At 70.8% G+C, this 23,686-nt stretch carries 22 protein-coding genes; 8 read left to right on the forward strand and 14 right to left on the reverse strand.

The annotated features are described in order from the left end of the window. Positions 1-94: 94 nt before the first annotated feature. Complete coding sequence (gene thrS, locus ASF57_RS21285) at positions 95-2,122, forward strand: threonine--tRNA ligase (protein ID WP_056185484.1); 2,028 nt, start codon at positions 95-97, stop codon at positions 2,120-2,122. A 104-nt stretch (positions 2,123-2,226) separates the two neighbouring features. Here thrS and ASF57_RS21290 read toward each other — a convergent pair whose 3' ends face one another. Further along, complete coding sequence (locus ASF57_RS21290) at positions 2,227-2,610, reverse strand: hypothetical protein (protein ID WP_056185487.1); 384 nt, start codon at positions 2,608-2,610, stop codon at positions 2,227-2,229. Positions 2,611-2,639: 29 nt separating this feature from the next. After that, positions 2,640-3,563 (reverse strand): hypothetical protein, encoded by a 924-nt coding sequence (locus ASF57_RS21295; protein ID WP_056487113.1) that lies wholly within the window; start codon positions 3,561-3,563, stop codon positions 2,640-2,642. Between the two features lie 226 nt (positions 3,564-3,789). Between ASF57_RS21295 and ASF57_RS21300 the strand changes: the two genes are divergently transcribed. The 3 genes from ASF57_RS21300 to ASF57_RS21310 all read left to right on the forward strand — a co-directional run bounded on the left by ASF57_RS21300 (position 3,790) and on the right by ASF57_RS21310 (position 5,403). Continuing rightward, on the forward strand, positions 3,790-4,353 hold the full coding sequence (locus ASF57_RS21300) for a nitroreductase (RefSeq protein ID WP_056185493.1): 564 nt from the start codon (positions 3,790-3,792) through the stop codon (positions 4,351-4,353). A 10-nt stretch (positions 4,354-4,363) separates the two neighbouring features. Next, a complete protein-coding gene (locus ASF57_RS21305) occupies positions 4,364-4,975 on the forward strand; it encodes a flavin reductase family protein (protein WP_056185496.1) in 612 nt (203 codons plus the stop codon). A gap of 104 nt (positions 4,976-5,079) precedes the next feature. Beyond that, positions 5,080-5,403: a DNA-binding transcriptional regulator gene (locus ASF57_RS21310; protein ID WP_056487116.1), complete on the forward strand. Its 324-nt coding sequence runs from the start codon at positions 5,080-5,082 to the stop codon at positions 5,401-5,403. 61 nt (positions 5,404-5,464) lie between these two features. Here the strand turns inward: ASF57_RS21310 and ASF57_RS21315 are convergent, their stop codons facing one another. Further along, positions 5,465-6,394, reverse strand: a complete 930-nt coding sequence (locus ASF57_RS21315) for a DMT family transporter (protein WP_056487119.1) — start codon at positions 6,392-6,394, stop codon at positions 5,465-5,467. 397 nt (positions 6,395-6,791) lie between these two features. Here ASF57_RS21315 and ASF57_RS21320 point away from each other — a divergent pair, with 397 nt between their 5' ends. The 3 genes from ASF57_RS21320 (at position 6,792) to ASF57_RS21330 (ending at position 12,310) form a co-directional block, all read left to right on the forward strand. After that, positions 6,792-7,871 carry an efflux RND transporter periplasmic adaptor subunit gene (locus ASF57_RS21320; RefSeq protein WP_056487122.1) on the forward strand — a complete coding sequence of 360 codons (1,080 nt, stop codon included), beginning with the start codon at positions 6,792-6,794 and terminating at the stop codon, positions 7,869-7,871. After that, positions 7,861-11,022 (forward strand): efflux RND transporter permease subunit, encoded by a 3,162-nt coding sequence (locus ASF57_RS21325; RefSeq protein WP_056487124.1) that lies wholly within the window; start codon positions 7,861-7,863, stop codon positions 11,020-11,022. Before ASF57_RS21320 ends, ASF57_RS21325 begins: the two co-directional genes overlap by 11 nt. A 409-nt stretch (positions 11,023-11,431) precedes the next feature. Next, positions 11,432-12,310 carry a GDSL-type esterase/lipase family protein gene (locus ASF57_RS21330; protein ID WP_244477054.1) on the forward strand — a complete coding sequence of 293 codons (879 nt, stop codon included), beginning with the start codon at positions 11,432-11,434 and terminating at the stop codon, positions 12,308-12,310. Positions 12,311-12,409: 99 nt separating this feature from the next. On the opposite strand, the gene ASF57_RS21335 is transcribed toward ASF57_RS21330, so the two are convergent. The 11 genes from ASF57_RS21335 to ASF57_RS21380 form a co-directional block, all read right to left on the reverse strand. Next, positions 12,410-13,234 carry an MBL fold metallo-hydrolase gene (locus ASF57_RS21335; RefSeq protein WP_056184870.1) on the reverse strand — a complete coding sequence of 275 codons (825 nt, stop codon included), beginning with the start codon at positions 13,232-13,234 and terminating at the stop codon, positions 12,410-12,412. 73 nt (positions 13,235-13,307) lie between these two features. Continuing rightward, the gene (locus tag ASF57_RS21340) at positions 13,308-14,087 is read right to left on the reverse strand and encodes a TatD family hydrolase (protein WP_056487127.1); all 780 of its coding nucleotides are present in this window, start codon (positions 14,085-14,087) and stop codon (positions 13,308-13,310) included. Between the two features lie 70 nt (positions 14,088-14,157). Then, positions 14,158-14,487 (reverse strand): BrnA antitoxin family protein, encoded by a 330-nt coding sequence (locus tag ASF57_RS21345; protein ID WP_244477055.1) that lies wholly within the window; start codon positions 14,485-14,487, stop codon positions 14,158-14,160. Beyond that, the gene (locus ASF57_RS25065) at positions 14,441-14,725 is read right to left on the reverse strand and encodes a BrnT family toxin (RefSeq protein WP_082504260.1); all 285 of its coding nucleotides are present in this window, start codon (positions 14,723-14,725) and stop codon (positions 14,441-14,443) included. The genes ASF57_RS21345 and ASF57_RS25065 overlap by 47 nt, the downstream gene beginning before the upstream one ends. A gap of 74 nt (positions 14,726-14,799) precedes the next feature. Further along, a complete protein-coding gene (gene metG, locus ASF57_RS21350; protein WP_156376261.1) occupies positions 14,800-16,374 on the reverse strand; it encodes a methionine--tRNA ligase in 1,575 nt (524 codons plus the stop codon). A gap of 80 nt (positions 16,375-16,454) precedes the next feature. Then, positions 16,455-17,519, reverse strand: coding sequence for a DNA polymerase III subunit delta' (locus tag ASF57_RS21355; RefSeq protein ID WP_056487504.1), 1,065 nt, complete (start codon positions 17,517-17,519; stop codon positions 16,455-16,457). Next, positions 17,509-18,273, reverse strand: a complete 765-nt coding sequence (gene tmk, locus ASF57_RS21360) for a dTMP kinase (protein WP_056487133.1) — start codon at positions 18,271-18,273, stop codon at positions 17,509-17,511. The genes ASF57_RS21355 and tmk overlap by 11 nt, the downstream gene beginning before the upstream one ends. Further along, positions 18,270-19,529 (reverse strand): D-alanyl-D-alanine carboxypeptidase family protein, encoded by a 1,260-nt coding sequence (locus ASF57_RS21365; protein WP_082504261.1) that lies wholly within the window; start codon positions 19,527-19,529, stop codon positions 18,270-18,272. The genes tmk and ASF57_RS21365 overlap by 4 nt, the downstream gene beginning before the upstream one ends. 146 nt (positions 19,530-19,675) lie before the next feature. Beyond that, positions 19,676-21,274, reverse strand: coding sequence for a septal ring lytic transglycosylase RlpA family protein (locus ASF57_RS25070; protein WP_082504263.1), 1,599 nt, complete (start codon positions 21,272-21,274; stop codon positions 19,676-19,678). A gap of 404 nt (positions 21,275-21,678) precedes the next feature. Continuing rightward, positions 21,679-22,008 carry a ribbon-helix-helix domain-containing protein gene (locus ASF57_RS21375; RefSeq protein WP_056184886.1) on the reverse strand — a complete coding sequence of 110 codons (330 nt, stop codon included), beginning with the start codon at positions 22,006-22,008 and terminating at the stop codon, positions 21,679-21,681. Continuing rightward, the gene (locus ASF57_RS21380) at positions 21,992-22,666 is read right to left on the reverse strand and encodes a ParA family protein (protein WP_056487136.1); all 675 of its coding nucleotides are present in this window, start codon (positions 22,664-22,666) and stop codon (positions 21,992-21,994) included. The genes ASF57_RS21375 and ASF57_RS21380 overlap by 17 nt, the downstream gene beginning before the upstream one ends. 406 nt (positions 22,667-23,072) lie before the next feature. Between ASF57_RS21380 and ASF57_RS21385 the strand changes: the two genes are divergently transcribed. Next, complete coding sequence (locus ASF57_RS21385) at positions 23,073-23,651, forward strand: PAS domain-containing protein (protein WP_056487139.1); 579 nt, start codon at positions 23,073-23,075, stop codon at positions 23,649-23,651. Positions 23,652-23,686: the final 35 nt, after the last annotated feature.

Here is a 23,686-nt window from a genome sequence, read left to right on the forward strand (position 1 = left end):
CCGCTGCCATCTCCCCACCAGCCATCTCTCCACCAGCCATGCCCCGCTTACCTGCCGCGTACGCAGGAGTGAGCCTTCCAAGGAGCCTTCGGCCATGCCGACCCTGACCTTCCCCGACGGCAACACCCGCAGCTACGAGGCCGCGATCACCGGCCGCGCCGTCGTCGAGGGCATCGCCAAGTCCCTGGCCAAGCGCACCGTCGCCATGGCGCTCGACGGCACCGTGCGCGACCTCGACGACCTCATCGCGCAGGACGCCCGCATCGAGTTCCTCGACCGCACCGACGCGCGCAGCCTCGAGCTGATCCGGCACGATTGCGCCCACGTGCTGGCGGAGGCGGTGCAGGCCCTGTGGCCGGGCACGCAGGTCACCATCGGGCCGGTGATCGAGAACGGGTTCTACTACGACTTCGCCCGGGACGAGCCGTTCACGCCCGAGGATTTTCCGAAGATCGAAGCGAAGATGCGCGAGCTCATCGCGCGCGACGCCCCCTTCACCAAGGAGGTCTGGAAGCGCGACGACATCCGCGCGCTCTTCGCCGAGAAGGGCGAGGCCTACAAGGTCGAACTCGTGGACGCGATCCCGCCCGGCGAGGACCTCAAGGTCTACCGCCAGGGCGATTGGTTCGACCTCTGCCGCGGCCCGCACATGACCTCGACCGGCAAGGTCGGCACCGCCTTCAAGCTGATGAAGGTGGCGGGCGCCTACTGGCGGGGCGATTCCAACAACCCGATGCTGACCCGCATCTACGGCACCGCCTGGGCCTCGAAGGAAGACCTCGACGCCTACCTGCACCGCCTGGAGGAGGCCGAGCGCCGCGACCACCGGCGCCTGGGGCGGGAGATGGACCTGTTCCACTTCCAGGAGGAGGGGCCGGGCGTCGTGTTCTGGCACGCCAAGGGCTGGACCGTGTTCCAGGAGCTGATCGCCTACATGCGCCGGCGCCTGCGCGGCGACTACCAGGAGGTCAACGCTCCCCAGATCCTCGACAAGGCCCTGTGGGAGACCTCCGGCCACTGGGGCTGGTATCGTGAAAACATGTTCGCGGCCCAGAGCGCCGGCGACGAGGCCGAGGACAAGCGCTGGTTCGCGCTCAAGCCCATGAACTGCCCCGGCCACGTGATGATCTTCAAGCACGGCCTGAAATCCTACCGCGACCTTCCCTTACGCATGGCCGAGTTCGGCGTGGTCCACCGCTACGAGCCCTCGGGCGCCATGCACGGCCTGATGCGGGTGCGCGGCTTCACCCAGGACGACGCCCACATCTTCTGCACCGAGGACCAGCTCGCCGACGAGTGCCTGAAGATCAACGACCTGATCCTGTCCACCTATGCCGATTTCGGCTTCGGCGAGATCGTGGTGAAGCTCTCGACCCGGCCGGAGAAGCGGGTCGGCTCGGACGCGCTCTGGGACCATGCCGAGGAGGTGATGACGCGCGTCCTCTCTCAGATCGAGGAGCAGTCCGGCGGCCGGATCAGGACCGCGATCAACCCGGGGGAGGGCGCCTTCTACGGGCCGAAATTCGAATACGTGCTGCGCGACGCCATCGGGCGCGACTGGCAATGCGGCACGACGCAGGTCGACTTCAACCTGCCGGAGCGCTTCGGCGCCTTCTACGTCGATGCCGAGAGCGGCAAGAAGCCCCCGGTCATGGTCCACCGCGCCATCTGCGGCTCGCTGGAGCGCTTCACCGGAATTCTGATCGAGCATTTCGCCGGGCATTTCCCGCTCTGGCTGGCGCCCGTGCAGGTGGTGGTCGCCACCATCACGGGGGACGCCGACCCCTACGCCCGCGAGGTGGTCGCCGCCGCGACCCGTCTGGGCCTGCGGGTGGAGGCGGACCTGCGCAACGAGAAGATCAACTACAAGGTCCGCGAGCATTCGCTGGCCAAGGTGCCGGTGATGCTCGTCGTCGGCCGCAAGGAGGGCGAGGAGCGCACGGTCTCGGTGCGGCGCCTGGGCAGCCAGCACACCCGCACCGGCGGCCTCGACGAGACCCTGGCGGCCCTGGTGGCGGAGGCGACCGCGCCGGACCGCATCCGGGCGGATGCGGTGGCCGAGACCGTGCCGAGCGCGAACGTCGCCCTCGACGCCCAGCACGGCGAGGCGCCGACGCCGTAGCGTTTGTCAGGGATCAGGGGCAACCGGTTATCCCGACACGACAAACGAAAGCCTCGGAAGTCTGTCCGGCTCCCTCCGGCCCATGTTGTCCGGAGAGGCCCGGATCAGGTGGCGCAATTGGCCGCGTAGAGGGCCAGGATGCGCTGCATGGCCGCGTAATCCTGCGGCGTCGCCGGCTTGCGCAGTTCCGGCCCGTCCGGAACGATACCGGCGATGCCCGCCGCGAGGTCGGCGACGAAGCGGCGGGGTCCGACCGGGTTACCCATGCGGTTGGGGGTGTCGACCGCGCCGCAGACAGCCCCCGCGCGACCGGCGCGAAGCCCGCTGTAGCGGGCGGCGGCGGGATGCTTCAGCCCCTGGCCGAGCAGCGCGATCACCCGGCCGGTGATGTCCGGACCGATCTCCCGGTCGGAGCCGTCCGTGACCTCGGCGCGGGCCGGACTCATTGCCAGGAGCAGGGTGAGGGCGCCGATCGCCAGTCGCGTCATCCGTGCGATGTCCCTCCGGACGTTTCGCCTCAGCCGGCTTTGGCGAGGACCTCGACGTCGCGGTTCAGGCCGCTCTCGACCTTGAACTCGCGGGTGTAGACCTGCCCGTCGTGGCGGGCGATCAGAACGTAGTCGCCCTCCGCCAGGGTCACCTGCGGGAAGGCGCCGATGGCCTCGCGGATGGTGTCGCCGCCCGGCGTCAGCACGCTGAAGGCGGTGCCGGCGAAGGCCTCGGCGCCCTCGGCCGCCACCAGCTTCAGGGTCAGGGTGGCGGCCCGGTGGTTGAGGGTGGCGTCCGTGACCTTGCCGTTCTCCACCTTGAGGTCGGCGCGCTGGATCGCGTTCGAGCCGCCATAGGTCGAGACCACGTGGTAGGTGCCCTCGGGCAGGCGCAGGAGTTCCCCGGCCTTGACGCCGCTGCGCACGAGGCGCCCCTCGGAATTCGTCCCGATCGGCACGAAGACCGAGAAGGCGAGCTGGTCGGCGCTGAGCTTCACGTCACCGATGGCGCCGGACAGCCTCAGTGCCCCGGCGCTGACCTTGAGCTGTTCGGCGACGGGCTGGCCCGCCATCGCGATGCGGCGCGAGGCGCTGGCATAGCCGTAGGTGACGGTGGCGACGTAACTGCCGGGCGGCAGGGTGAAACTCGGCTCGGCCGCCTCGGAGCGGGCGACGATGCCGGGCTTGGCCCCGTCCGGCCGGTCCTCGTAGATGCGCCAGGCCAGCCCCGAGCGCAGCGGCTTGTCGCCACCGGCGAACACCGCCGTCAGGTTCAGGGCCGCGCTCGCCATCTCGGGCAGCGGTGGCACGGACGGGTCCGACATCGAGGGGGAGGGGAGGTTGGGCCCGATGCGGTTGTGAAAGGCGTTGCCGTCCTGGGCGCCGGCGGGCAGCGCGGCGACGATCAGGAGGGTGCCGCTCAGAAGACCCCACCGGTTTCCAGCCCGTACCATCCGTCACTCCTCCGCGCCCGGCGCGGCGTTGCCAATCCGGCGCCGAGGCGCCATGTCTCGAATCTCGCGCCGAGCGGCGCCATCTCTCGATCCGTCATGAGGCGTCGCGCCCGGCGCCGGACCATGGCGGGGCCAAGATGGCGGCGGCAAGGCCAGAATCGCGTGTGCGCGGCGGCCCCGCCCCGTGGCCCCCGTTCCGTCCAGCGGATTTCACCACAAGGGTCCCATGAACGCCACCCTCGATCTCCTGCGCACCCGTCGCTCGGTTCCGCCGCTCCGCCTGGAGGAGCCCGGCCCGAATCCGGCCGAACTGGACACGATCCTCACCCTCGCGTCGCGGGTGCCGGACCATGGCAAGCTGGCGCCCTGGCGCTTCCTGGTGATCGCGGGTGAGGCCCGCACCCGCATCGGCGCCACCATCGCCGAGGCCTACGCCGCCGACCATCCGGAGGCCGACGCCGTCCGCCTCGACCTCGAGCGCAACCGCCTCGCGCTCGCCCCCCTGGTGGTGGCGGTGGTGTCGCGGGCCGGTCCGCACATCAAGATTCCCGAATGGGAGCAGGTGCTGTCGGCGGGTGCGGTCTCGATGAACCTCGTGGTCGCCGCCAACGCCGCGGGCTTCGCCACGGCCTGGCTGACCGAGTGGTTCGCCTACGACCGCCGCATCCTCGACGTTCTCGGCCTGGAGCCCCGCGAGCGGCTCGCCGGCTTCATCCATATCGGGCGCCCGCAGGAGGTGCCGCCCGACCGGCCCCGGCCGGCGCTCGCCGACATCGTCACCCGGCTCTGAGGGCGCAGCCATGCATTACGACGCCGAGACCAAGGGCCTGCCCCACAACCCGCTGAAGGCCCTGGTGGCCCCGCGCCCCATCGGCTGGATCAGCGCGATGAACCGCGACGGCGCGGTGAACCTCGCGCCCTACTCGTACTTCAACGCGGTGGCGGCCGGCCCCGACATGGTCATGTTCTCCTCGTCCGGGCGCAAGGACGCCATGACCTTCGCGGAGGAGGGCGGCGAGTTTGTCTGCAACCTTGCGACCTACGACCTGCGCGAAGCGGTGAACGCCACCTCGGCGCCCCTGCCCCGCGGGGAGAGCGAATTCGCCTTCGCGGGCCTGACCCCGGCGCCATCGCGAAAGGTGCGTCCGCCCCGGGTCGCCGAATCGCCGGCCGCCCTGGAGTGCAAGTGGCTGCAGACCGTGCCGCTCACGCCGCTCGACGGTAGCGACGCCTCCCACTTCCTGGTGATCGGGCAGGTGGTCTCGATCTACATCGACGACCGCTTCATCCGCGATGGCCTCGTCGACACCGGCGCCATGCGGCCGCTCCTGCGCGGCGGCTATTTCGACTACTTCACGGCGGAATCGGAGACTCGGTTCGAGCTGCGCCGGCCGGCGGGCGGGGGTGGGTAGGGGAGAAACCCCGGCGTCGACAGCGTCGTGGAGGTTGCCCCTACTGAAGCTCGAGACGCAACTTGCCGAATTCATTGCAGACGAGAACCACATGGGGATTTGTCATGGCGACGAAAGCGAGGTTCAGGAACGCGGCCTCCGAGGCGATCCACACGTCCGCGGCCATGCTTTACAAGGTCGGTGCCCTCGACAAGGCGACGATGCGCGACTTCGATGCGCGCCATTTGGCTGTGCCGAGTGACATCGAGCCCGCCCAGATCAAGCAGATCCGTGAGGCCAACAACGTCAGCCAGCCTGTCTTCGCGCGCTATTTGAATACGAGCGAGAGCACGTTCGAAAAGTGGGAAACCGGCGCCAAGCGGCCCAGCGGGATGGCGCTCAAGCTGCTGAGCGTCGTCCAGAAGCACGGATTGAAGGCTCTCGCCTGAATCTCGCGTCCTTCGATCTCGCCGCGCGACCTGCGACATCCGATGCGGCTCGGTCGGCGCCTCACCGCAAGCGCCGCCGCCCCACCCGCTCCGCGATCGCGATGCCGCCGATGACGAGGGCGAGCGCCAGGCCCTCGTGCCAGCGGAACGGCTCCCCCACGAGCAGGATGGCGAGCCCGGCCCCGAAGATCGGCACGAGGTTGACGAACAGGCCGGCCCGGTTCGGGCCGATCAGCTCGACGCCGCGCATGAAGGCGAGCTGCGCGAGGAGCGAGGGGCCGAGCGCCACGAACAGCACGATGGCCCAGCCCTTCGGCGTCGGCCAGATGGTGTGGCCGAGGGCCCATTCGGCGGCGAGCGGCGGCAGGGAGGTCACGAGGGCGGAGAGCGCCACCGCCGTGAAGAAGCTCAGGCCCGAGACCTTGGGCCTCCCGGCGAGCGCCACGGTGTAGCCGGCATAGAGCAGGCAGGCGAAAAGCATCAGCACGTCGCCCCGGTTGAACGCGAAGGTCGCCAGCACCCGCCAGTCGCCGTGGGTGGCCGCCACCACGGCGCCCGCCAGGGTGACGGCGACGCCGAGGACCTGTGCACCCGTCACCGTCACCCGGTGGACGCCGTAATTGATGAGGATGACCAGGACGGGGATCGCCCCCTGGAACAGGGCGATGTTGATACCGGTGGTGAACAGGCCGGCGGCGTAGAACAGGCTGGCATAGAGGGTGTAGCCGCAGGCCCCCATCAGCAGCACGGAACGCCAGTGGGGTTTGAGCTGGCCCCACTCCGCCTTGAGCCCGGCCCGGGCCGGCAACGCCAGGGCGAGGCAGGCGAAGGCCCAGCGCAGGCAGGTGAGCACCTGGGGCGAGACCTCGCCGGCCGCCCACTTGCTCGCCACCACGTTGCCACCCCAGAGCAGCATCGTGAACACGAGGAGCGGGTAGGCCGTGGCCGCGGGCTCGGCCGCGCGTCCGGCGGGCGTCTCCGGGACGCACATGGGGCGGATCTCCCTGGGCTCGACCGGGCTCACGGCCGGCGACCGGGGGATAGCCCGCCCCGCCGCGCGGGGACAGGCCGTCCGGCGCAACGCCGCCATCGAAATCCGTCCGCGGCCGCCGCCCATTGATCAACAGGGGCCACAGCCGGAGCCAAGCGAGAAACCGGGGCCAAGCGAGAAACCGGAGCCAAGCGAGAAACCGGGGCCAGGCGAGAAACCGGGGCCAGGCGAGAAACCGGGGCCAGGCGAGAAACCGCAGCCAAGCGAGAAACCGCGCCCGAACCCATCCCCCGGTATCGATCGGCAGGCCGATTCCCTCTGCGGGTGAACACCGTTATGCCGGGCGGAACACAGCGGCGATACGACCGCGGATCAAGGGGGGAGGGCGAGACATCCGGTGACGTGGCGATCCCTCCTCCTCGTCGGCGTCCTGGCGGTCGGTCTCGGCGGCCTCGCCGTGTCGCCGCAGGGCGCCCTCCTCCTCGGCGAGCTGCGCGAGCGTCTCGAAGCCCTCCAGGCCCGCCCCGGGCCGGAGAAGCCCACGCACCTGCCGGCCCAGCGCACCGCCGTGGAGGAGGGCCGCACCGTGGTGCGCCTCTCGGCCGCCGAGCGCGCCCGCATCGGCCTCGTCACCGAGGCCCGTCCCCTGGCCGCCCACCGGGAGGAGTTGCAGGCCTATGGCAGCGTCCTCGACCTCGCCCGGGTCACCGACCTGACCAATGCCTATGCCAGCGCCCGGGCCGCGCTCCAGACCGCCCAGGCCCGTGCGGACGTCTCGCGCAGCGCCCTGCAGCGCGCCAGGACCCTTGGCCCCTATGCCACCACCGTGCAGGTCGAGGCGGCCGGGGGCACCGCCCAGACCGACCAGGCGGCGCTGGCGGCCGCGGAATCGCAGGTGCGCACCCTCTCGGCCACCGCCCAGCAGGAATGGGGACCGGTGATCGGCCGGGCCATCGTCGAGCGCTCGGCCATCGTCACCCGGCTGATCGAGCGGACCGACTTCCTGGTCCAGGTCACCCTGCCGCCGGGGGAGTCGCTGAAGGGGCCGCCGGCCGCGGCCTTCGCCGAGGTGCCGCCCCAGAGCGCCCGGGTGGCCCTGGCCTACGTCTCGCCCGCCACCCGCACGGACCCGCGCATCCAGGGCCTGAGTTTCTTCTACACCGTGCCGGGCGACAGCGGCTTCCTGCCCGGCATGAGCATGCTGGCCTTCCTGGCGGCCGACCGCAGCGTCACGGGCCTGAGCGTGCCCGAGGACGCGGTGGTGCATTGGCAGGGGGCGGCCTGGATCTACCGGGCGGTCGGCCCCGACGCCTTCGCCCGCCACCGGCTGAAGGCCGACACGCCGATGTCGGCCGACGCCTACGTGGTGGAGGATCTGCCCGGCGGCACCGAGATCGTGCTCTCGGGGGCGCAGGCGCTCCTGTCCGAGGAGATGAAGAGCCAGCTCCAGGTCTCGGGCGGTGTCGATGACGATTGAGGCGCCGGGTTCCGGCCCCGAAGGACCCCGCGGCCCCCAGGCGGCGCTGGTCGCCTTCGCGGTGCGCTTTCGCGGCATCGTCCTGGCGCTCAGCCTGGCGCTGGCCGCCTACGGCTTCGTGGTGCTGGCGGATGCCCAGTACGACGTCTTCCCGGAATTCGCGCCCCCCTCCGTGGTGATCCAGACCGAGGCCCCCGGCCTCAACCCCGAGCAGGTCGAGGTGCTGGTGACCCAGCCGGTGGAAGTGGCGGTCAACGGCCTGCCGGGGGTGGTCTCCCTGCGCTCGAGTTCGATCCAGGGGCTGTCGGTGATCACCGTGACCTTCGGGGCCGGCAGCGACGTCTATCGGGTGCGCCAGCTCGTCACCGAGCGGCTGACCGCCCTGGCCGGCCGCCTGCCGCAAGGGGTGCTGCCGCCGGCGATGACGGCGCTCACCTCCGCCACCAGCACGGTGCTGCTGGTCGGCCTGACCACGCAGACGCGCTCCGACATGGACCTCCGGACGCTCGCCGACTGGACGGTCCGCCTGCGCCTGCTCGCCGTGCCGGGCGTCAGCCAAGTCTCGGTCTACGGCGGTGCGGTGCGCTCGCTGCAGGTGCAGATCCGCCCGAACGACCTCGTGCGCTTCAACATCGGGGTCAATGACGTGCTCGCCGCCGCGCGCAAGGCCACGGGCGTGCGCGGCGCCGGCTTCGTCGATACCCCGAACCAGCGCATCGCCCTCCAGACCGACGGCCAGTCGCTGAGCCCCGAGGCGGTCTCCCGCACCGTGCTGATCAACGAGGGCGGGGCCAGCGTGACCCTGGCCGACGTCGCCACCGTGGTCGCCACCGGCGAGCCGGCGATCTCCGCCGCCCTGGTCGACGGCCGGCCCGGCGTGCTCCTCATGGTGGGCGCTCAGTACGGCGCCAACACCCGGGCGGTCACCGCCCGGGTCGAGGCGGCCCTGGAGGACCTGCGCCCTTCCCTGGCGCGCGACGGCGTGACCCTGCACGCCGACCTGTTCCGCCCGGCCAACTTCATCGCCATCGCCAACGGCAACGTGCTCCAGGCCCTCGGGCTCGGCGGCATCCTGGTGGTCGTGGTGCTGTTCGTCTTCCTGTACGACTGGCGCACCGCCGTGATCTCGGCGCTGGCGATCCCGCTCTCGCTCATCGCCGCCGTGGTGGCGCTCCAGGCGCTCGGCGAGAGCCTCAACACCATGACGCTGGGCGGTCTCGCCATCGCCATCGGCGAGGTGGTGGACGACGCGGTGATCGGCGTCGAGAACGTGGTCCGGCGCCTGCGCGAGAACCGCCGCCTCGGCGGCCCGCGGCCCGAGGGGAGGGTGGTCCTCGACGCCATCCTGGAGGTGCGTACGGCGGTCGCTTACGCCACCATCGCGGTGCTGCTGGTGTTCCTGCCGGTGCTCGCGCTCTCCGGCATCGCCGGCCGGCTGTTCGGCCCCCTGAGCCTCGCCTACATCCTCGCGGTGGTGGCCTCGCTCGCCGTTGCCCTCACGGTGACCCCGGCGCTGGCGATGGGCTTGCTCACCGGGCGCCGCGAGGCCGATACGCGCGATCCGCCGGTGATGCGCGTCGCGCGGCGCAGCTATGCCCGCGTGCTGACCCGGATCGACCGCTTCCCGCGCCTCGTCATCGCCTGCGGCCTCCTCGTCACCCTGTCGGGCGCCGCGGTCGTGCCGTTCTTCGGCTCGACCTTCCTGCCCGATCTCAAGGAGGGCCACCTGATCCTGCACCTGGCGGCCGCACCCGGCACCGCGCTGCAGGAATCCATGCGGCTCGGCAGCCGCATCACCGCCGAACTGAAGGCGATCCCGGGCATCCGGGCGGTGGCGTCGCAGATCGGTCGGGCCGAAGCCGGCCAGGACACCGCCGGCACCCATTACAGCGAGATCCACATCGACCTCGAACCCGGCCTCGACGGGGCGGGGCAGGGGGCGGCCGAGGCCCGCATCCGGGCCGTGATGGCGGGCTTTCCCGGCGCCGCCTTCTCGCTCAAGACCTTCCTCACCGAGCGCATCGAGGAAACGGTCTCGGGCTTCACCGCCCCGGTGGTGATCAACGTCTTCGGAAACGATCTCGGGGCGATCGAGACGGCCGCCCGCGACATCGCCCGCGAACTCACCGAGGTGCGGGGCGCGGCGGATATCCAGCAGAGTTCTCCCGCCGGCCTCCCCCAGGTCAATGTCGGCCTGCGGCCCAACGACCTGCGCCACTGGGGGCTCTCGGCCGTCGAGGTGATGGAGGTGGTGCGCACCGCCTACCAGGGCGACATCGTCGGCCAGACCTATGCGGGCAACGCGGTGTTCAACGTCCTGGTCATCCTCGATTCGGCCACGCGCGGACGGCTCTCGTCCTTGAGCGACCTGCCCTTGCGCGGCTCCGGCGGCCGGGTGGTGCGCCTCGCCCAGGTGGCGGACATCTACGAGACCTCCGGTCGCTACCAGGTGCAGCATGAGGGCGCGCAGCGGGTCCAGGCGGTCACCGCCAACGTCACGGGCCGCGACGTCGCCGGCTTCGTCGCGGATGCCAAGCGCAAGATCGCCCGCGAGGTGGCCCTGCCCCCCGGCACCTACGTGAGCTTCGCCGGCTCGGCCGAGGCGCAGGCGCGGGCCAGGCGCGACCTCCTGGTCTATTCGGGGCTGGCCGGCCTCGGCATCGTGCTGCTGCTGGCCATCGTCACGGGAAGCCTGCGCAACCTGATGCTGGTGCTGGTCAACCTGCCCTTTGCCTTCGTGGGCGGGGTGCTGGCCGTCTTCGCCACCGGCGCCGTCCTGTCGCTCGGCTCGATCGTCGGCTTCGTCACCCTGTTCGGGATCTCCCTGCGCAACACCATCATGATGATCGCCCATTACGAGCACCTCGTGGTGGAGGAGGGGCAGGCCTGGAATCGGGACACCGCGGTGCTCGGGGCCGCCGACCGGATGGTGCCGATCCTGATGACGTCCCTGGTCACCGGCCTCGGCCTCCTGCCCCTGGCGCTGGGGGCCGGCGAGCCCGGCCGCGAGATCGAGGGTCCGATGGCCATCGTCATCCTCGGCGGCCTCGCCACCTCGACGGTGCTCAACCTCCTGATCCTGCCGACCTTGAGCTTACGCTTCGCGCGCTTCGGCACGGCGCGGGGCAGGGCGCTCGAACCGGTTGCCTGAAACGCCCTCGCCCGGGGCGACCCGGACGGTACGGCGGCGTAGACCAGGGTGCCGGGACCAGGGCGCCGGATCTCGGACCGGACAGCGGCCGGATAACCGTCCCGGACCCGGGTTCAGAGCCTCGTTCCCGGCCCCATGAACGCTGTTCGCATAAGATATATTATGGAACCTGCCCAGCGAGAATTAGGGCAGGGGGCTCGTGCTGACGAATGGTTCACCGCTTTCCGACACCCGGTCTTCACGCAATCTCGACACCGGCGATTCACGTCATCTGCAGATCACAGTCCGGCCGGTAGGATCTCGGGACTAAATCGCTGGCGGATGTCACAATTCCCCCTCATAATACATGATACCGGACGCTATCCCGGCGGGTGCCCGTCCGAATCCATTCTCTTCCGAAGCGAACGCGATGCCGATTCCCGCACGCCCCTCCGCAGCCCTGACCCTGGCCCTGATGGCCCTCGGGTCCGTTGCGGTCGCCCTCGGACATCCGGCCCGGGCCGAGCCGGCTCCCGTCCCGAACGAACAGACCGATCCCGAGCGGGTGGCCCTGGTCCAGACGCCTGCAGCCGTCGCGCCGCCCATGACCGTGACGCGCGCGGCGATCCCGCGCCGGACCCTGGCCCGCCTCCCCCGTCTCGCCAGCCTCATCGCCCAGGGCCAGCCCATCCGGATCGTGGCCTTCGGCTCCTCCTCGACCGAGGGCTCCGGCGCCTCCTCGCCGAGCACCACCTACCCGGCGCAGCTCCAGCGCGATCTCGAGGCCCGGCTGAGCGGGATGGGAGCCGCCCATTCCGCCGTCACGGTGCTCAACCGGGGCGTGGGCGGCGACGATTCGGAGGCCATGGCGCGCCGCCTGGAGCGCGACGTGCTCGCCGACAAGCCGGACCTCGTGATCTGGCAGACCGGCAGCAACGACCCGATGAGCGGCGTCAGTGTCGCGCGCTTCTCCGAACTGACCCGCGCCGGCATCCTGGCCATGCGCGCCACCGGCGCCGACGTGGTGCTGATGGACCAGCAATGGTGCAAGAAGCTCTCGACCACCGACGGGGCCGAGGCCTACGGCGTCGCCCTCCACGCCATCGCCACCGAGCTCAACGTGCCGGTGATCCGCCGCAATGCCCTGATGCGCGCCTGGGCCGCCCAGGGCCTGCTGACGCCGACTCAGATGATCGGCCCCGATGGTCTGCACATGACCGATGCGGGCTACGATCGCCTGGCCCAGGCCGCCACCGCGCAGATCCTCGTCAATGCGGGCCTGCCGCAGGACGCGAGCACCCGGAACTGAGGGCGAGACCCCACCGCTACGGCCGAAGAGGCTTCGACAGGAAGTCAGGGCCGTCGTTGGGGGCAGGGAGGTGAGGCGTTCCCCCCTCCTCCCGGGCCCTCACAGGTCCAGCGTGACGCTCAACCCGTCATAGGCCGGCACCACGTCCGGCGGCAGCCTGGCGCTCAGCGTGGCGTAGTCGAGATCGGTGTGCAGGTTGGTCAGGATGGCGCGGCGCGGACGCACCCGCGCGATCAGCGCCAGGGCGTCCGAGACCGAGTAATGCGTCGGATGCGGGGTCTCCCGCAGGGCGTCGATGATCAGCAGGTCGAGGCCGTGCAGCCGATCCTGCGCCGCCTCCGGCATCAGGCTGACATCGGGGGCGTAGGCCACCGGGCCGAAGCGGAATCCGAGCGCCGCCTCGTTGCCGTGCTCCAGGCCGAAGGGCAGGGCCGTCACCGCTCCGCCGGGGCCGTCCACCTGCATCGCCTCCCCGTCCGCCAGGTCGTTTATGTCGAGGATCGGCGGGTACTCGCTGCCGGGCGGGGTCTCGAAGCAATAGCCGAAGCGCGCCTCCAGCAGGCTCCGGGTCCGGGCATCGGCGAAGACCGGAATGCGCCGGCGCATATGGATCACGAGGGCGCGCACGTCGTCGATGCCGTGGGTGTGGTCGGCATGCGCATGGGTGAAGAGGATCGCGTCGAGGCGCTGGACCGCCCGCCCCAGCAGCTGCTCGCGCAGGTCGGGGGAGGTGTCGACCAGGAGGGTGGTGGCCGCGTCGCTCCTGGTCGCATCGCGCCCGTCTCTATGCCGCTCGACCAGGATCGAGCAGCGACGGCGCCGGTTCCTCGGCTCGCCCGGATCGCAGGCCCCCCAGCCGTAGCCGACGCGAGGCACGCCGCCCGACGAACCGCAGCCGAGGATCGTCACCGTCAATGAACCCATCCGCCCCTCCGTGCCCGTTGGTATCGGAGGCGGGCAGGGCCTGTCACGCCCCGATCCGAGCCCCCTGCCCGGCTCAGGCCGCGGCCTTGTGGAACAGCCGATGGAAATTGGCCGTGGTCAGGGCGGCGAAGTCCGGGAGTTCCAGGGCGAGGGTCTGGGCCAGGGAGCGGGCAGTGTCCGCCGTGTAGGCCGGCTCGTTGGTGCGGCCGCGATGCGGCTCGGGCGCCAGGAACGGGGCATCGGTCTCCACCAGGATGCGGTCGCGCGGCACCGTGAGGGCGATCGCCCGCAGGTCGTGCGAGCGCCGGAAGGTGACGATGCCGGAGAACGACACGAACAGGCCGAGCTCGACTCCTACCGCGGCGAGGCGCGCGCCGGACGAGAAGCAGTGGAGGACGGCCGTGAAGGCGCCGCGCCCCATCTCGTCGACGAGGATCGCCTCCATCTCGGCATCGGCATCGCGGGAATGGATGACGAGCGGCAGCCCGGTCTCGCGTGCGGCGGCGATGTGGCGCCGGAAAACCCGCTCCTGCACCGCCTCCGGAGCCGCATTGTCGTAGTGGAAGTCGAGCCCCGCCTCGCCGATGCCGATGCAGCGGGGATGGTGCGTGTGGGACACGATGGCCTCGGTCGGCACGTCCGGTTCGTCGCCGGCCCCGTTCGGATGGGTGCCGATGGTGTGCCAGATCTCCGGATGCGCCTCGGACAGGGCCTCGTAGGTCCCCGCCCTGGCGACCCGCGTCGAAATCGTGACCATCCGGGTCACACCGGCGGACCGGGCACGGGCGATGACGCCCGGCAGATCCTCCGAAAAGTTCGGAAAATCGAGATGGCAGTGGCTGTCGACCAGCATGGGGGGCTCGGGATTCCTTGAACCATCTGAAGCAGGCCGGCAGGAACGCTGGCAGCGGGAGGCTAAAGCCTCAGCCCGCGCCGCCCTTCGCCCTGACGTAGCTCCTCAACACCGCGTTGATCCGAGACTGATAGCCTTTGCCGAGGCTTCGAAAGTGGCGCAGCACTTCCGGATCGAGGCGCAGCGTGATTTGCTCCTTTGCTTCCGGCTTGGCAACGGGCAGCCGATCCCAGAAGCCGTCCGGCACCGTGCCTGCATCCGGATCCTGCAGGGCACGATGAGCCACGTCCTCATCGCTGAGGGCCTTGAAGGCCGGGCTCAACGGCTCGGCGGGCGGCATCGCATCGAGGCTGTCAAACCGCACCGTCGTCCCGGGCTCGGAGATACGCTTCCCGGTCATGTCGTCCCGCCTTCCATGCTGAGATAATCCGGATGTCGTCGCCGCGCGGTGTGTGAACCACGCAGAGCACCGTTCCCTCATACGTGCCCAGGGTTATGAACCGCGGCTCGCCGTAGACACCTCGGGTATCCTCACGCGTGAGTCGAAATCCGCGGAAGACCTCGGCGGCTTGCCGGAAGCCGACAAGGTGCTTGGATTGGTTTGCCGCGTCCTTCTGCGGGTCCCATTGAAAACCCATCAGGCCATGTCGTTACAGAATGTAGTGCGAGACGATCGAGCCTTCCAGTCCTATTCCTCAACCCGACCTCCGCCTCAGGCGGACGGCGCCTCCGGCTCGACGAAGCGCGGGAACAGGCCCGCGGGGGCGGGGAGTGCCGTTCCGGGAACGAGGCGGCCGCCCTCCCCCACGTCGACGAGCTGCCGCCGGTCCGTCGGCACGGCCAGGAGATCGAGGAGCCGGGCACCGGAACCCGGCATGAAGGGCTGAACCAGGATGCCGATGGCCCGCAGGGTCTCGGCCACCACGTAGAGCGAGGCCGCCATCCGGGCCGGATCGGATTTGCGCAGCACCCAGGGCTTCTGGGCGTCGAAGTAGCGGTCGGCGGCGGTGATCACGGACCAGATCTCGGCGAGCGCGGTGTGGAGGGCGAGCTTGTCCATCGCCGTCCGCACGGTGGCGGGCAAGGCATCGGCCAGCGCCAGCAGGGCGCGGTCGTCCTCGGTGAGATCGCCATGTTCGGGAACCGCGCCGGAACAGTTCTTGGCGATCATCGAGAGCGAGCGCTGGGCGAGGTTGCCGAGGCCGTTCGAGAGGTCCGCCGTGTAGCGGGTGATGATCGCCTCGTGGCTGTAATTGCCGTCGCCGCCGAAGGGCACCTCGCGCAGCACGAAGTGGCGCACCGCGTCGACGCCGTAGGTCGCGATCAGGTCCATCGGGTCGACGACGTTGCCCAGCGACTTCGACATCTTCTCGCCCTTGGAGAGCAGGAAGCCATGGCCGAAGACGCGCTTGGGCAGGGCCAGGCCGGCCGACATCAGGAAGGCCGGCCAGTACACCGCGTGGAAGCGCACGATGTCCTTGCCGATGACGTGCAGGTCCATCGGCCAGAATTTCGTCCGCGCGTCGGCCTCGTCGGGAAAACCCGTGACGGTGAGATAGTTGGTCAGGGCATCGACCCAGACGTACATGACGTGGTCCGGGTGGCCCGGCACCGGCACGCCCCAGTCGAAATTGGTGCGGCTGACGGAGAAGTCCTTCAGGCCCGAGCGCACGAAGCTCGCCACCTCGTTGCGCCGGGTCTCCGGTCCGATGAAGTCGGGCTCGGCCTCGTACAGGGCGAGCAGCCGGTCCTGATAGGCGGACAGACGGAACAGGAAATTCTCCTCCTCCATCCAGGTCAGGGGCGTGCCGGTCTCGCGCGAGCGCCGCTCGCCGTCGGGACCGATCTCGGTCTCGTCCTCGGCGTAGTAGGCCTCGTCGCGCACCGAGTACCAGCCGGCATATTTCGACAGGTAGAGGTCGCCGTTGGCCTCCATCCGGCGCCACAGTTCCTGGGCGGCGGCGTAATGATCGGGCTCGGTGGTGCGGATGAAGCGGTCGTGGCTGCATCCGAGCGCCTCGGCCATGGCGCGGAAGCGCGCCGACATGTCGTCGACGAGGGCGCGCGGCGTGATCCCGGCCTTGGCGGCGGTCTGCTGGATCTTGATGCCGTGCTCGTCGGTGCCGGTGGAGAACAGCACGTCGTAGCCGTCGAGGCGCTTGAAGCGCGCGATCGCGTCCGTGGCGATCACCTCGTAGGCGTGGCCGATATGCGGCGCGCCGTTCGGATAGGAGATCGCGGTGGAGAGGCTGAAGGTCTTGGCGGCGGCCGGGTCGGTGGCGGTCACGTCGAAAGGTTCCCCGGATACAGGGTTCATGGGATCACGGGCCGGCGCGACGGTATCGGATCCCAGGATACCAGCCCGCGTCAGACGGCGCGGAGCGCACCGGCCAGGTCTCCGAACAGGGACAGGACCAGGGGCCGGCGGTCGAGATTGTAGGTTGCGGCCTCCCGCGCGGCGCGGGCGATCTTGTCACACACCTCGACCAGGGCCGCAAGGCGGGCGGGCGGCTCGTGCCGGCGCCGGTCGAGTTCGGCCGAGACGAAGCGGAACACCGTGTCGAGGCTGTCGGCGAACAGATCGTCGGATTCGCGCCCGCTGAGCTTCTCGGCCAGGGCCAGGATGCGGCGCCAGTCCGGGTGGTCCAGGCGGGCGAGCAGGGTCTCGACCTCCGCGACGAGGTTGGCGCGGGCGGGATCGAGCATCGCCACCGCCTGCGCCACCGACCCCTCCGCGAGCTGCGCCGCCCGGGCGAGCGCCTGCGGATCGGGCTGCCCGAAGGGCGGGGCGAAGCGGGTGACCACCCGCGCCACGTCCGCCTCGGCCAGGGGGCGCAGGGTGAGGGCGCGGCAGCGCGAGCGGATGGTCGGCAGCAGCCGTCCCGGCGCGTGGCTGACGATGAGGAACAGGCAGCGCGGCGGGGGCTCCTCCACCATCTTGAGCAGCGCGTTGGCGCTGTTGGCGTTCAGGTCCTCGGCGCTGTCGACGATGCAGATGCGGTAGCCGCCCGCGCTGCCCGCCGTGGAGCCGAAGAGCGCGAGGGCGCCCCGGGCCGCGTCGACCGAGATCTTGGTCGCCAACGTCTTGGCATTGGCCGCGCGGGTCCGGCGCAGGGCCACGAGGTTCGGATGCGACAGGGCCGCCACCTGCCGGGCCGCCGGATGGGACGGATCGACCGCGAGGGTGTCGGGCACGTCCCGCGCCGTCGGATGGGCGATGAGCCAGCGGGCGACCCGGTAGGCCAGCGTCGCCTTGCCGATGCCGCGCGGGCCGCCGATGAGCCAGGCATGGTGCAGGCGCCCGGAGCCGATCGCCTCGACGAAGGCGGCCTCCGCCTCCGCGTGGCCGACGAGGTCGGCCTGCTCGCGCGGGCGCGGGACCTCGGGGAGGTCGCCCGGCTCGACATCCTCGGGGGCGCGCTCAGGCCGCATCGTCATGCTTCGGACCGTCCTGCTTGGGACCATCCTGCCCCGAATCGTCCTGCCCCGGGCCGTCTTGCTCGGGCCCGGCCGAGCCGCGCAGGAGGCGGGGCAGGCGCTCGGCGACGACGGCGCGGATCGCCGCCTCCACCGCATCGGCCGGCAGGGCGGCGTTGACGACGGCGCAGCGCTTCGGCTCCTCCGCCGCGATGGCCAGGAAGGCCGAGCGCAGACGGGCATGGAAGGCGAGGGCCTCCGCCTCGAAACGGTCGACCGCCCCGTCGGAACCGGCCTCGCGGCGCGCCCGCGCCCGCGCGAGGCCAAGCTCCGGGTCGCAATCGAGGATCAGGGTCAGGTCGGGCCGGGTCGGGCCGACGACGACGCGCTCGAGGGCGCCGAGGACGGCCGGGTCGAGGCCGCCGGCCGCGCCCTGATAGGCCCGGGTCGAGTCGGCGAAGCGATCGCAGAGCACGATCTCGCCCCGGGCCAAGGCGGGACGGATCCGGGTGTCGAGATGGTCGATCCGGGCGGCGGAGAACAGCAGCGCCTCGGCGAAGGGACCGTGGGGCTTGGCCAGCCCCGACAGCAGCGCCTCGCGGATGCGCTCGGCCTTGACCGAGCCGCCGGGCTCCCGCGTCGTCAGCACGGGGCGGCCGGATTCCGTGCGCAGATGCGCGGCGAGGCGGCGGATCTGGGTGGACTTGCCGGCCCCCTCCCCGCCCTCGAAGGTGATGAAGGTCCCTTCCCCCGATCCGGCCGCCGTCACGATTTCGCGCCGGCCTTCTCGAAGGCTTTGCGGAACAGGCCGGTGCCGACCTCCCAGGTTGCGTCGAGCGCCCGCTGCGGGATGGTGCCCGCCTCCACGGTGTCGCCCGCATAGAGCGGCTGGTCGAGGGCCTGGGTGTCGCCGCGGGTGATGCGCAGGCGGCCGATCTCGCGGCCCTGTTCGACGGGGGCGACCAGGGGTCCCTGGTAGACCACCTTGGCGGTGATCCGGTCACCGGAGCCCCGCGGCAGCAGCACCCGCACGGCCTTCTTGGCGACGAGCGGCACGCTGCCGGCCGCGCCGCCGTAGACGGAGGCCTCCGCCACGGTCTCGCCGCTGGTGAAGATCTGGCGCGGCTCGAAGGCGCGGAAGCCCCATTCCATCAGCTTGCGCGATTCCGCGGCCCGGTCGCGGGCGGTCTTCAGCCCGCTCACCACCATGATCAGGCGCTGACCGTTCTGCACCGCCGAGCCGGTGAGGCCGTAGCCCGATTCCTCCAGGTAGCCGGTCTTGAGCCCGTCGGCGCCGATGTCGAGGGTGAGCAGCGGGTTGCGGTTCTGCTGCTTGATCTTGTTCCAGGTGAACTCGCGCTCGGCGAAGATCTTGTACAGGTCCGGGTAGGTCTCGATCAGGTGCAGGGCGAGCTTGGCGAGGTCGCGGGCGGTCACCTTCTGGTCCGGCGCCGAGTAGCCGGTGGCGTTGCGGAAGGTCGAGCGCGTCAGGCCGATCTCCTTCGCCCGCGCCGTCATCATCCGCCCGAAATTCTCCTCCGTGCCGGCGATGCCCTCGGCGATGGCGATGGCGGCATCGTTGCCCGACTGCACGATGAGGCCGCGCAGGAGATCGGACAGCTTGATGCGGCTGTTGAGCTGCGCGAACATCGAGGAGCCGCCGCCGCCCGCCCCGCCCCGGCGCCAGGCGTCCTCGGTGATCTGGAACTCCGAATCCATGGTGAGCCGGCCCCGCCGGATCTCGTTGAACACGATCTCGGTGGTCATCAGCTTGGCCATGCTGGCCGGCGAGAAGGGCTCGTCGGCCCCCTTCTCGAACAGCACCGAGCCGGAATCGGCATCGACCAGGATGGCGTGCGGCGCCGCTGTCTGAAAGCTCTGGGCCCGGGCGCCGCCCGTCTCGAAGAGGCTCAGCGCCGCCAGCACCGACGCCACGATCAAGCCTGGCACGACTGCGCGGCCCGATCTGCTGCGCCCTGCGAGGCCGGATCCGGTACGCTCCGCAAGGACCAATCTCAAACCCATTCCCCGCCTCACGCCGACCCGTCCATCGCCCCCACGATCAAGCGTGACGTTACAGGCATTCGCCGCCGAGATCGAACCCCAATCGCACCCGATTGTCGATGACGCGACGATGCGTCCGGAACACCACGGACAGGCCGAGGCGACGCTCAGCGCGCCTCGGCGAAGCGGGCGCGGGCCGCCGCCTTGGCGACGAGCGCGGGCTTGCCGACCGAAACAGCCTTGGTCCCCGAGATAACCTTGGTCCCCGAGACAACCTTGGTCCCGGAAACAATTTTGGCCCCCGAAGCCAGCTTCGGTCCAGAAGCCACCTTCGTCCCGGACGCGTTCGGGCCGGACGCCAGCGCCTTGCCCCCCCCGGGGGCGCTCCGCGCCGCCTCGGCCGAGATCTTGGCCGAGACTTGGGCCGAGACTTGGGCCGAGACCTTGGCGAAAACGATCGCCTTCGGTGTCGGCCCGGATCGATGGCCGGCGTCGGCTTGAGCGCCGAGGCCCGGCCTCGATGAAGCCCCCGCCTTCAGGCTCGCCACCTGAACGGCAGGGGCCCGGGAGCCGCCCGCTTTCGGCGCGAGGCCCGCCATGCCCTGCCCGGCCAGCCGGGCCGGGGCGACCGCGTGGCCGGCCGGGCTTGACCCGGCGGCGGCCATCCGGGCGGTCGCCGCGACCCGGCCGGACTGAACCGTCGCGACGCGGCTCCCGCCGGCCGTCTCGGAGCGGACCGGCTCCGGCCGCGCACCGGCGAGCCGCAGGGGCGGCGGCGTGAGGCTGAGGGGGCTCGGGCGGGAGGCGGCCTGCGTCGTGCCCGCCTGCGGCTCGGGCAGGTTGTGCCGGACCGGCCGGAAGGCCTCGGCCCGCGCCGCCGTGGGCTGCAGGGCGGCCGGCACCGCCACGGTGGCGGCGCTCGCCATCAGCACCGGTGCGGACCGGACCGGGCGCGGGGCCGGCACGGCCTCCGCGGAAGCGTCCGGTGCCGCATCGCGGTCGCTGTCCGACTTGAAGGCCAAAGCCGGCTGGGACGCGCGGGCGAGGCGCTCGGAAGGCACCTGCGGCGCGTCGGGGCCGAGATCGGCCATCATGACCGGCCCCTGGCCGTGAACCCTTGCGGGCTGGCCGTCGGTGCGCAGGGTGGCGAGAAGCTTGCGGTCGTCGCTGCCGGCGGTCGAGGCTTTGCCGGCATACTCGACGCGGACCCGCGCGGTGCCGCTGCGGCGGAATTCCAGGGCCTCGGCCACCTCCTCGGAGACGTCCATCAGGCGGTTGGCATGATAGGGGCCGCGATCGTTGACCCGCACGATCATCGAGTGGCCGTTGGCGAGGTTGGTCACGCGGGCATAGCTCGGCAGCGGCAGGGTGGGGTGCGCGGCCGCGATCGAATGGCGGTCGAAGACCTCGCCGTTGGCGGTCATGCGGCCGTGGAAGGCCGAGCCGTACCAGGAGGCCAGGCCCTCGCGGACATACCCCTTGGCGTCGTCGCGGGGCACGTAGGTGCGCCCGGCCACCACGTAGGGCTTGCCGGAGAAGCGGCGTCCGCCGCCCTTCGGGATCACGTCGCCCTCGTTATAGAGGCGCGGGCTGGCCTTGACGCCGTATTTCGGGTCGAGCGCGGAGCCGATTCCCGAGGCTCCGGCGAGCTTCTGCGGGTTCTGGGCACAATTCGCGGTGGCGAGCGCCACGGCCGAAACGGCCAGCAGCCGCCAGAGCGGCAGCGGCGCCGGATCCTGGTGTTCCGGCTTCGTCCTACGCGCCATCGCGATGATCCGCCTCAAGCCCTCGCCCCGATACGCACAACACGCTGGATCGGCCCGCCGGCGGGCAAGAGCAGGACCGGCCGGACCCTCGACGGACGCACGCTGTGCCTCCCGTTCGATGGGCCAAGATTGTCCGGACGGCGTAAAGGAAGGCTGAACGGAACCGCGAAGCGGGTGTCCGACAGCGTCGCCGGGCTCCGCCGAACCCCGCGGAAGCGTCGCCTCCGGAACCGGCGGCAAACCCTTGTCCCCACTGGCGAAGACGCCTCGGCCGTCCGGTTCGTCGAAGACTGCGGTGTGGCGGCGGGATCGGATACCGCCCCCTCGCCCGTTCCATGAAAAAACCCTGGCAACCTCTTGCCAGGGCTTCGTCATCGTCTCGCATCGGGGGCTCGGATACGGCCTCAGCGGCCGCCCGGATCGTTGAGCTGATCGATCGACCGGGCGCCGCGCTGCTTGAACAGCAGGTCGAGGGCCTCCAGCATCAGGCCGTGCATCTTGGCGCGCTCCGCATGAGCGATGTCGCGGAGCTGATCGTAGACCGGCGGCTCCAGATAGACCGACATCTGTCGGGCGCGCTGCTTCAGGGTGGCGTTGGGGCGTCGGCCGGGTGGGGCGCCGGTGTCGAGCTGGACGATCTCGGCGGTCTGGTGGGAAGGGTGGTGGGATGACCTGGGCGGGGAACTCGAGGCGGCGACGATGGAGGCGAGACTCAGCTTAGGCGGCTTTGGCATTCTTGATCACCTGCTTGATCCCCTGCTTGCTCTCCGATCTGCTCACCTGCATGCGCTTCTCGATCCAGCCCCAGAGCTTGCGCACTTCCAGCGCGGCCTGCCCCTTCGGGTTGAACTCGGTGACGCCCTGACCGACGCCGATGGCGTCCTGGTGGTCGGTGCGGGCGACGATGTTGACGTCGGGCAGGATGCCCAGCACGGCGAGGCCGTCGGCGGCATCGCGGATGCGATAGGAGCGCGGCGGCGTCTGGTTCAGCACGAAGGCGAACTTCTTCTCCAGCCGGTAGATCGCCGCGAGCGTCGGCTTGAAGGCGCGCAGATCCGCGGGCGTCGGGCGGCACGGGATGATGCAGAGGTCGGCCGCACGGATCGCCGAGAGGGTGCCGGCGGAATCGACGCCCGGGGTATCGATGAAGACGTAGTCGTAGGCGGAATCGCGCAGCTGGTTCATCACGCCCTCGATCTGGGTCGCGTCGATCTGCGCGACCTCCGGACCCTCGGCGGTGCGATGATCGAGCCAGTCGCTGATCGTGGCCTGGCGATCCATCTCGAGGATGCAGACGGAGAGCCCGCGTTCCTGGGCGGCGACGGCCAGCGAGATGCAGAGCGTGCTCTTGCCGCTGCCCCCCTTCTGGGTGACGAACGTGATGGCTTTCATCCTGGCATCCCTTCGCGAGCGTCGATCAATTCGGGTGGCGTGGAATTCCGGTGGCGCGGAATCCCGGTGGCATGTGCGGCGGACGCATCCCGCAATCTGGATCGCCGGCGGTGGGCGGGGCGGTGGCCCCTGTCCCGTGCCCCTCGTCCTGTGACCCAAGGATGCTGCGATCCCGGTGTCGCGCATCATGGTTAACCAACGGTTAAGCCGTCGGCGCCGCCGAAGCCCACATCGGCAATCTCAGGTTGCTTAAATTGGCATCGAATGTTGCACGCGCCCTTTGCGTCAGCGGGTTTCCCCTCTAGGTTGTTCGCGTACCGGCGGGATGCGCGAGACCCCGATGCCAACCTCAGGTCGTCCTGACGTTTCCCGCCATGACCTTTCGAGCGCCCCGTCCAGGAGGCTCATGACGCGATCCCCCCTGCCGGATTCGGATGCGGATCTCCCCGGCGGCCTGCAGGCGGCGCTGTCCGCTTCGGGCGTCGTCGGCGTCTGGCTGCACGACATCTGGGCGGACCGCCTCGTGGTGTCGGACGCCGTGGCCGTGGCCCTCGGCGTGCCGCCGGAAGCGGGCCTGCGGGGCATTCCCCTGGCCACCCTCCTGGCGCGGACCCACGAGGACGACCGGGCGCGGGTCGACAATGCACTCCACGCCGCCATCGCGCGAGGCGGTGCCTTCGCGATCGCCTTCCGCACCGCCCACGCCCCGCGGCGGCTGGACCTGCGCGGGCGCATCGAGGCGGACGCCGCCGGACGGCCGGCACGGGCGCGCGGCATCGTCCTCGACCTGACCGAGGAGCCGGCCGACGATCCCCAGGACCAGCATGCGGTGAACCGGATGGCCGAGCACGCCATCGCCCTGCGCGGCCTGGCCGACGCTCTCGCGCGGCCGGGCCTGTCCCGGCTCCTCGACCACCTGATGATCGAGATCGGCCACGAACTCGCCCGGCACCTCCGGGACGCGCCGGACGGACAGCGGCACTGACCGATTCCCGCAGGCGAGGGCGCCTGACGGAGTGG

It is taken from the genome of Methylobacterium sp. Leaf117 (assembly GCF_001422985.1).
Taxonomy (GTDB): Bacteria; Pseudomonadota; Alphaproteobacteria; order Rhizobiales; family Beijerinckiaceae; genus Methylobacterium.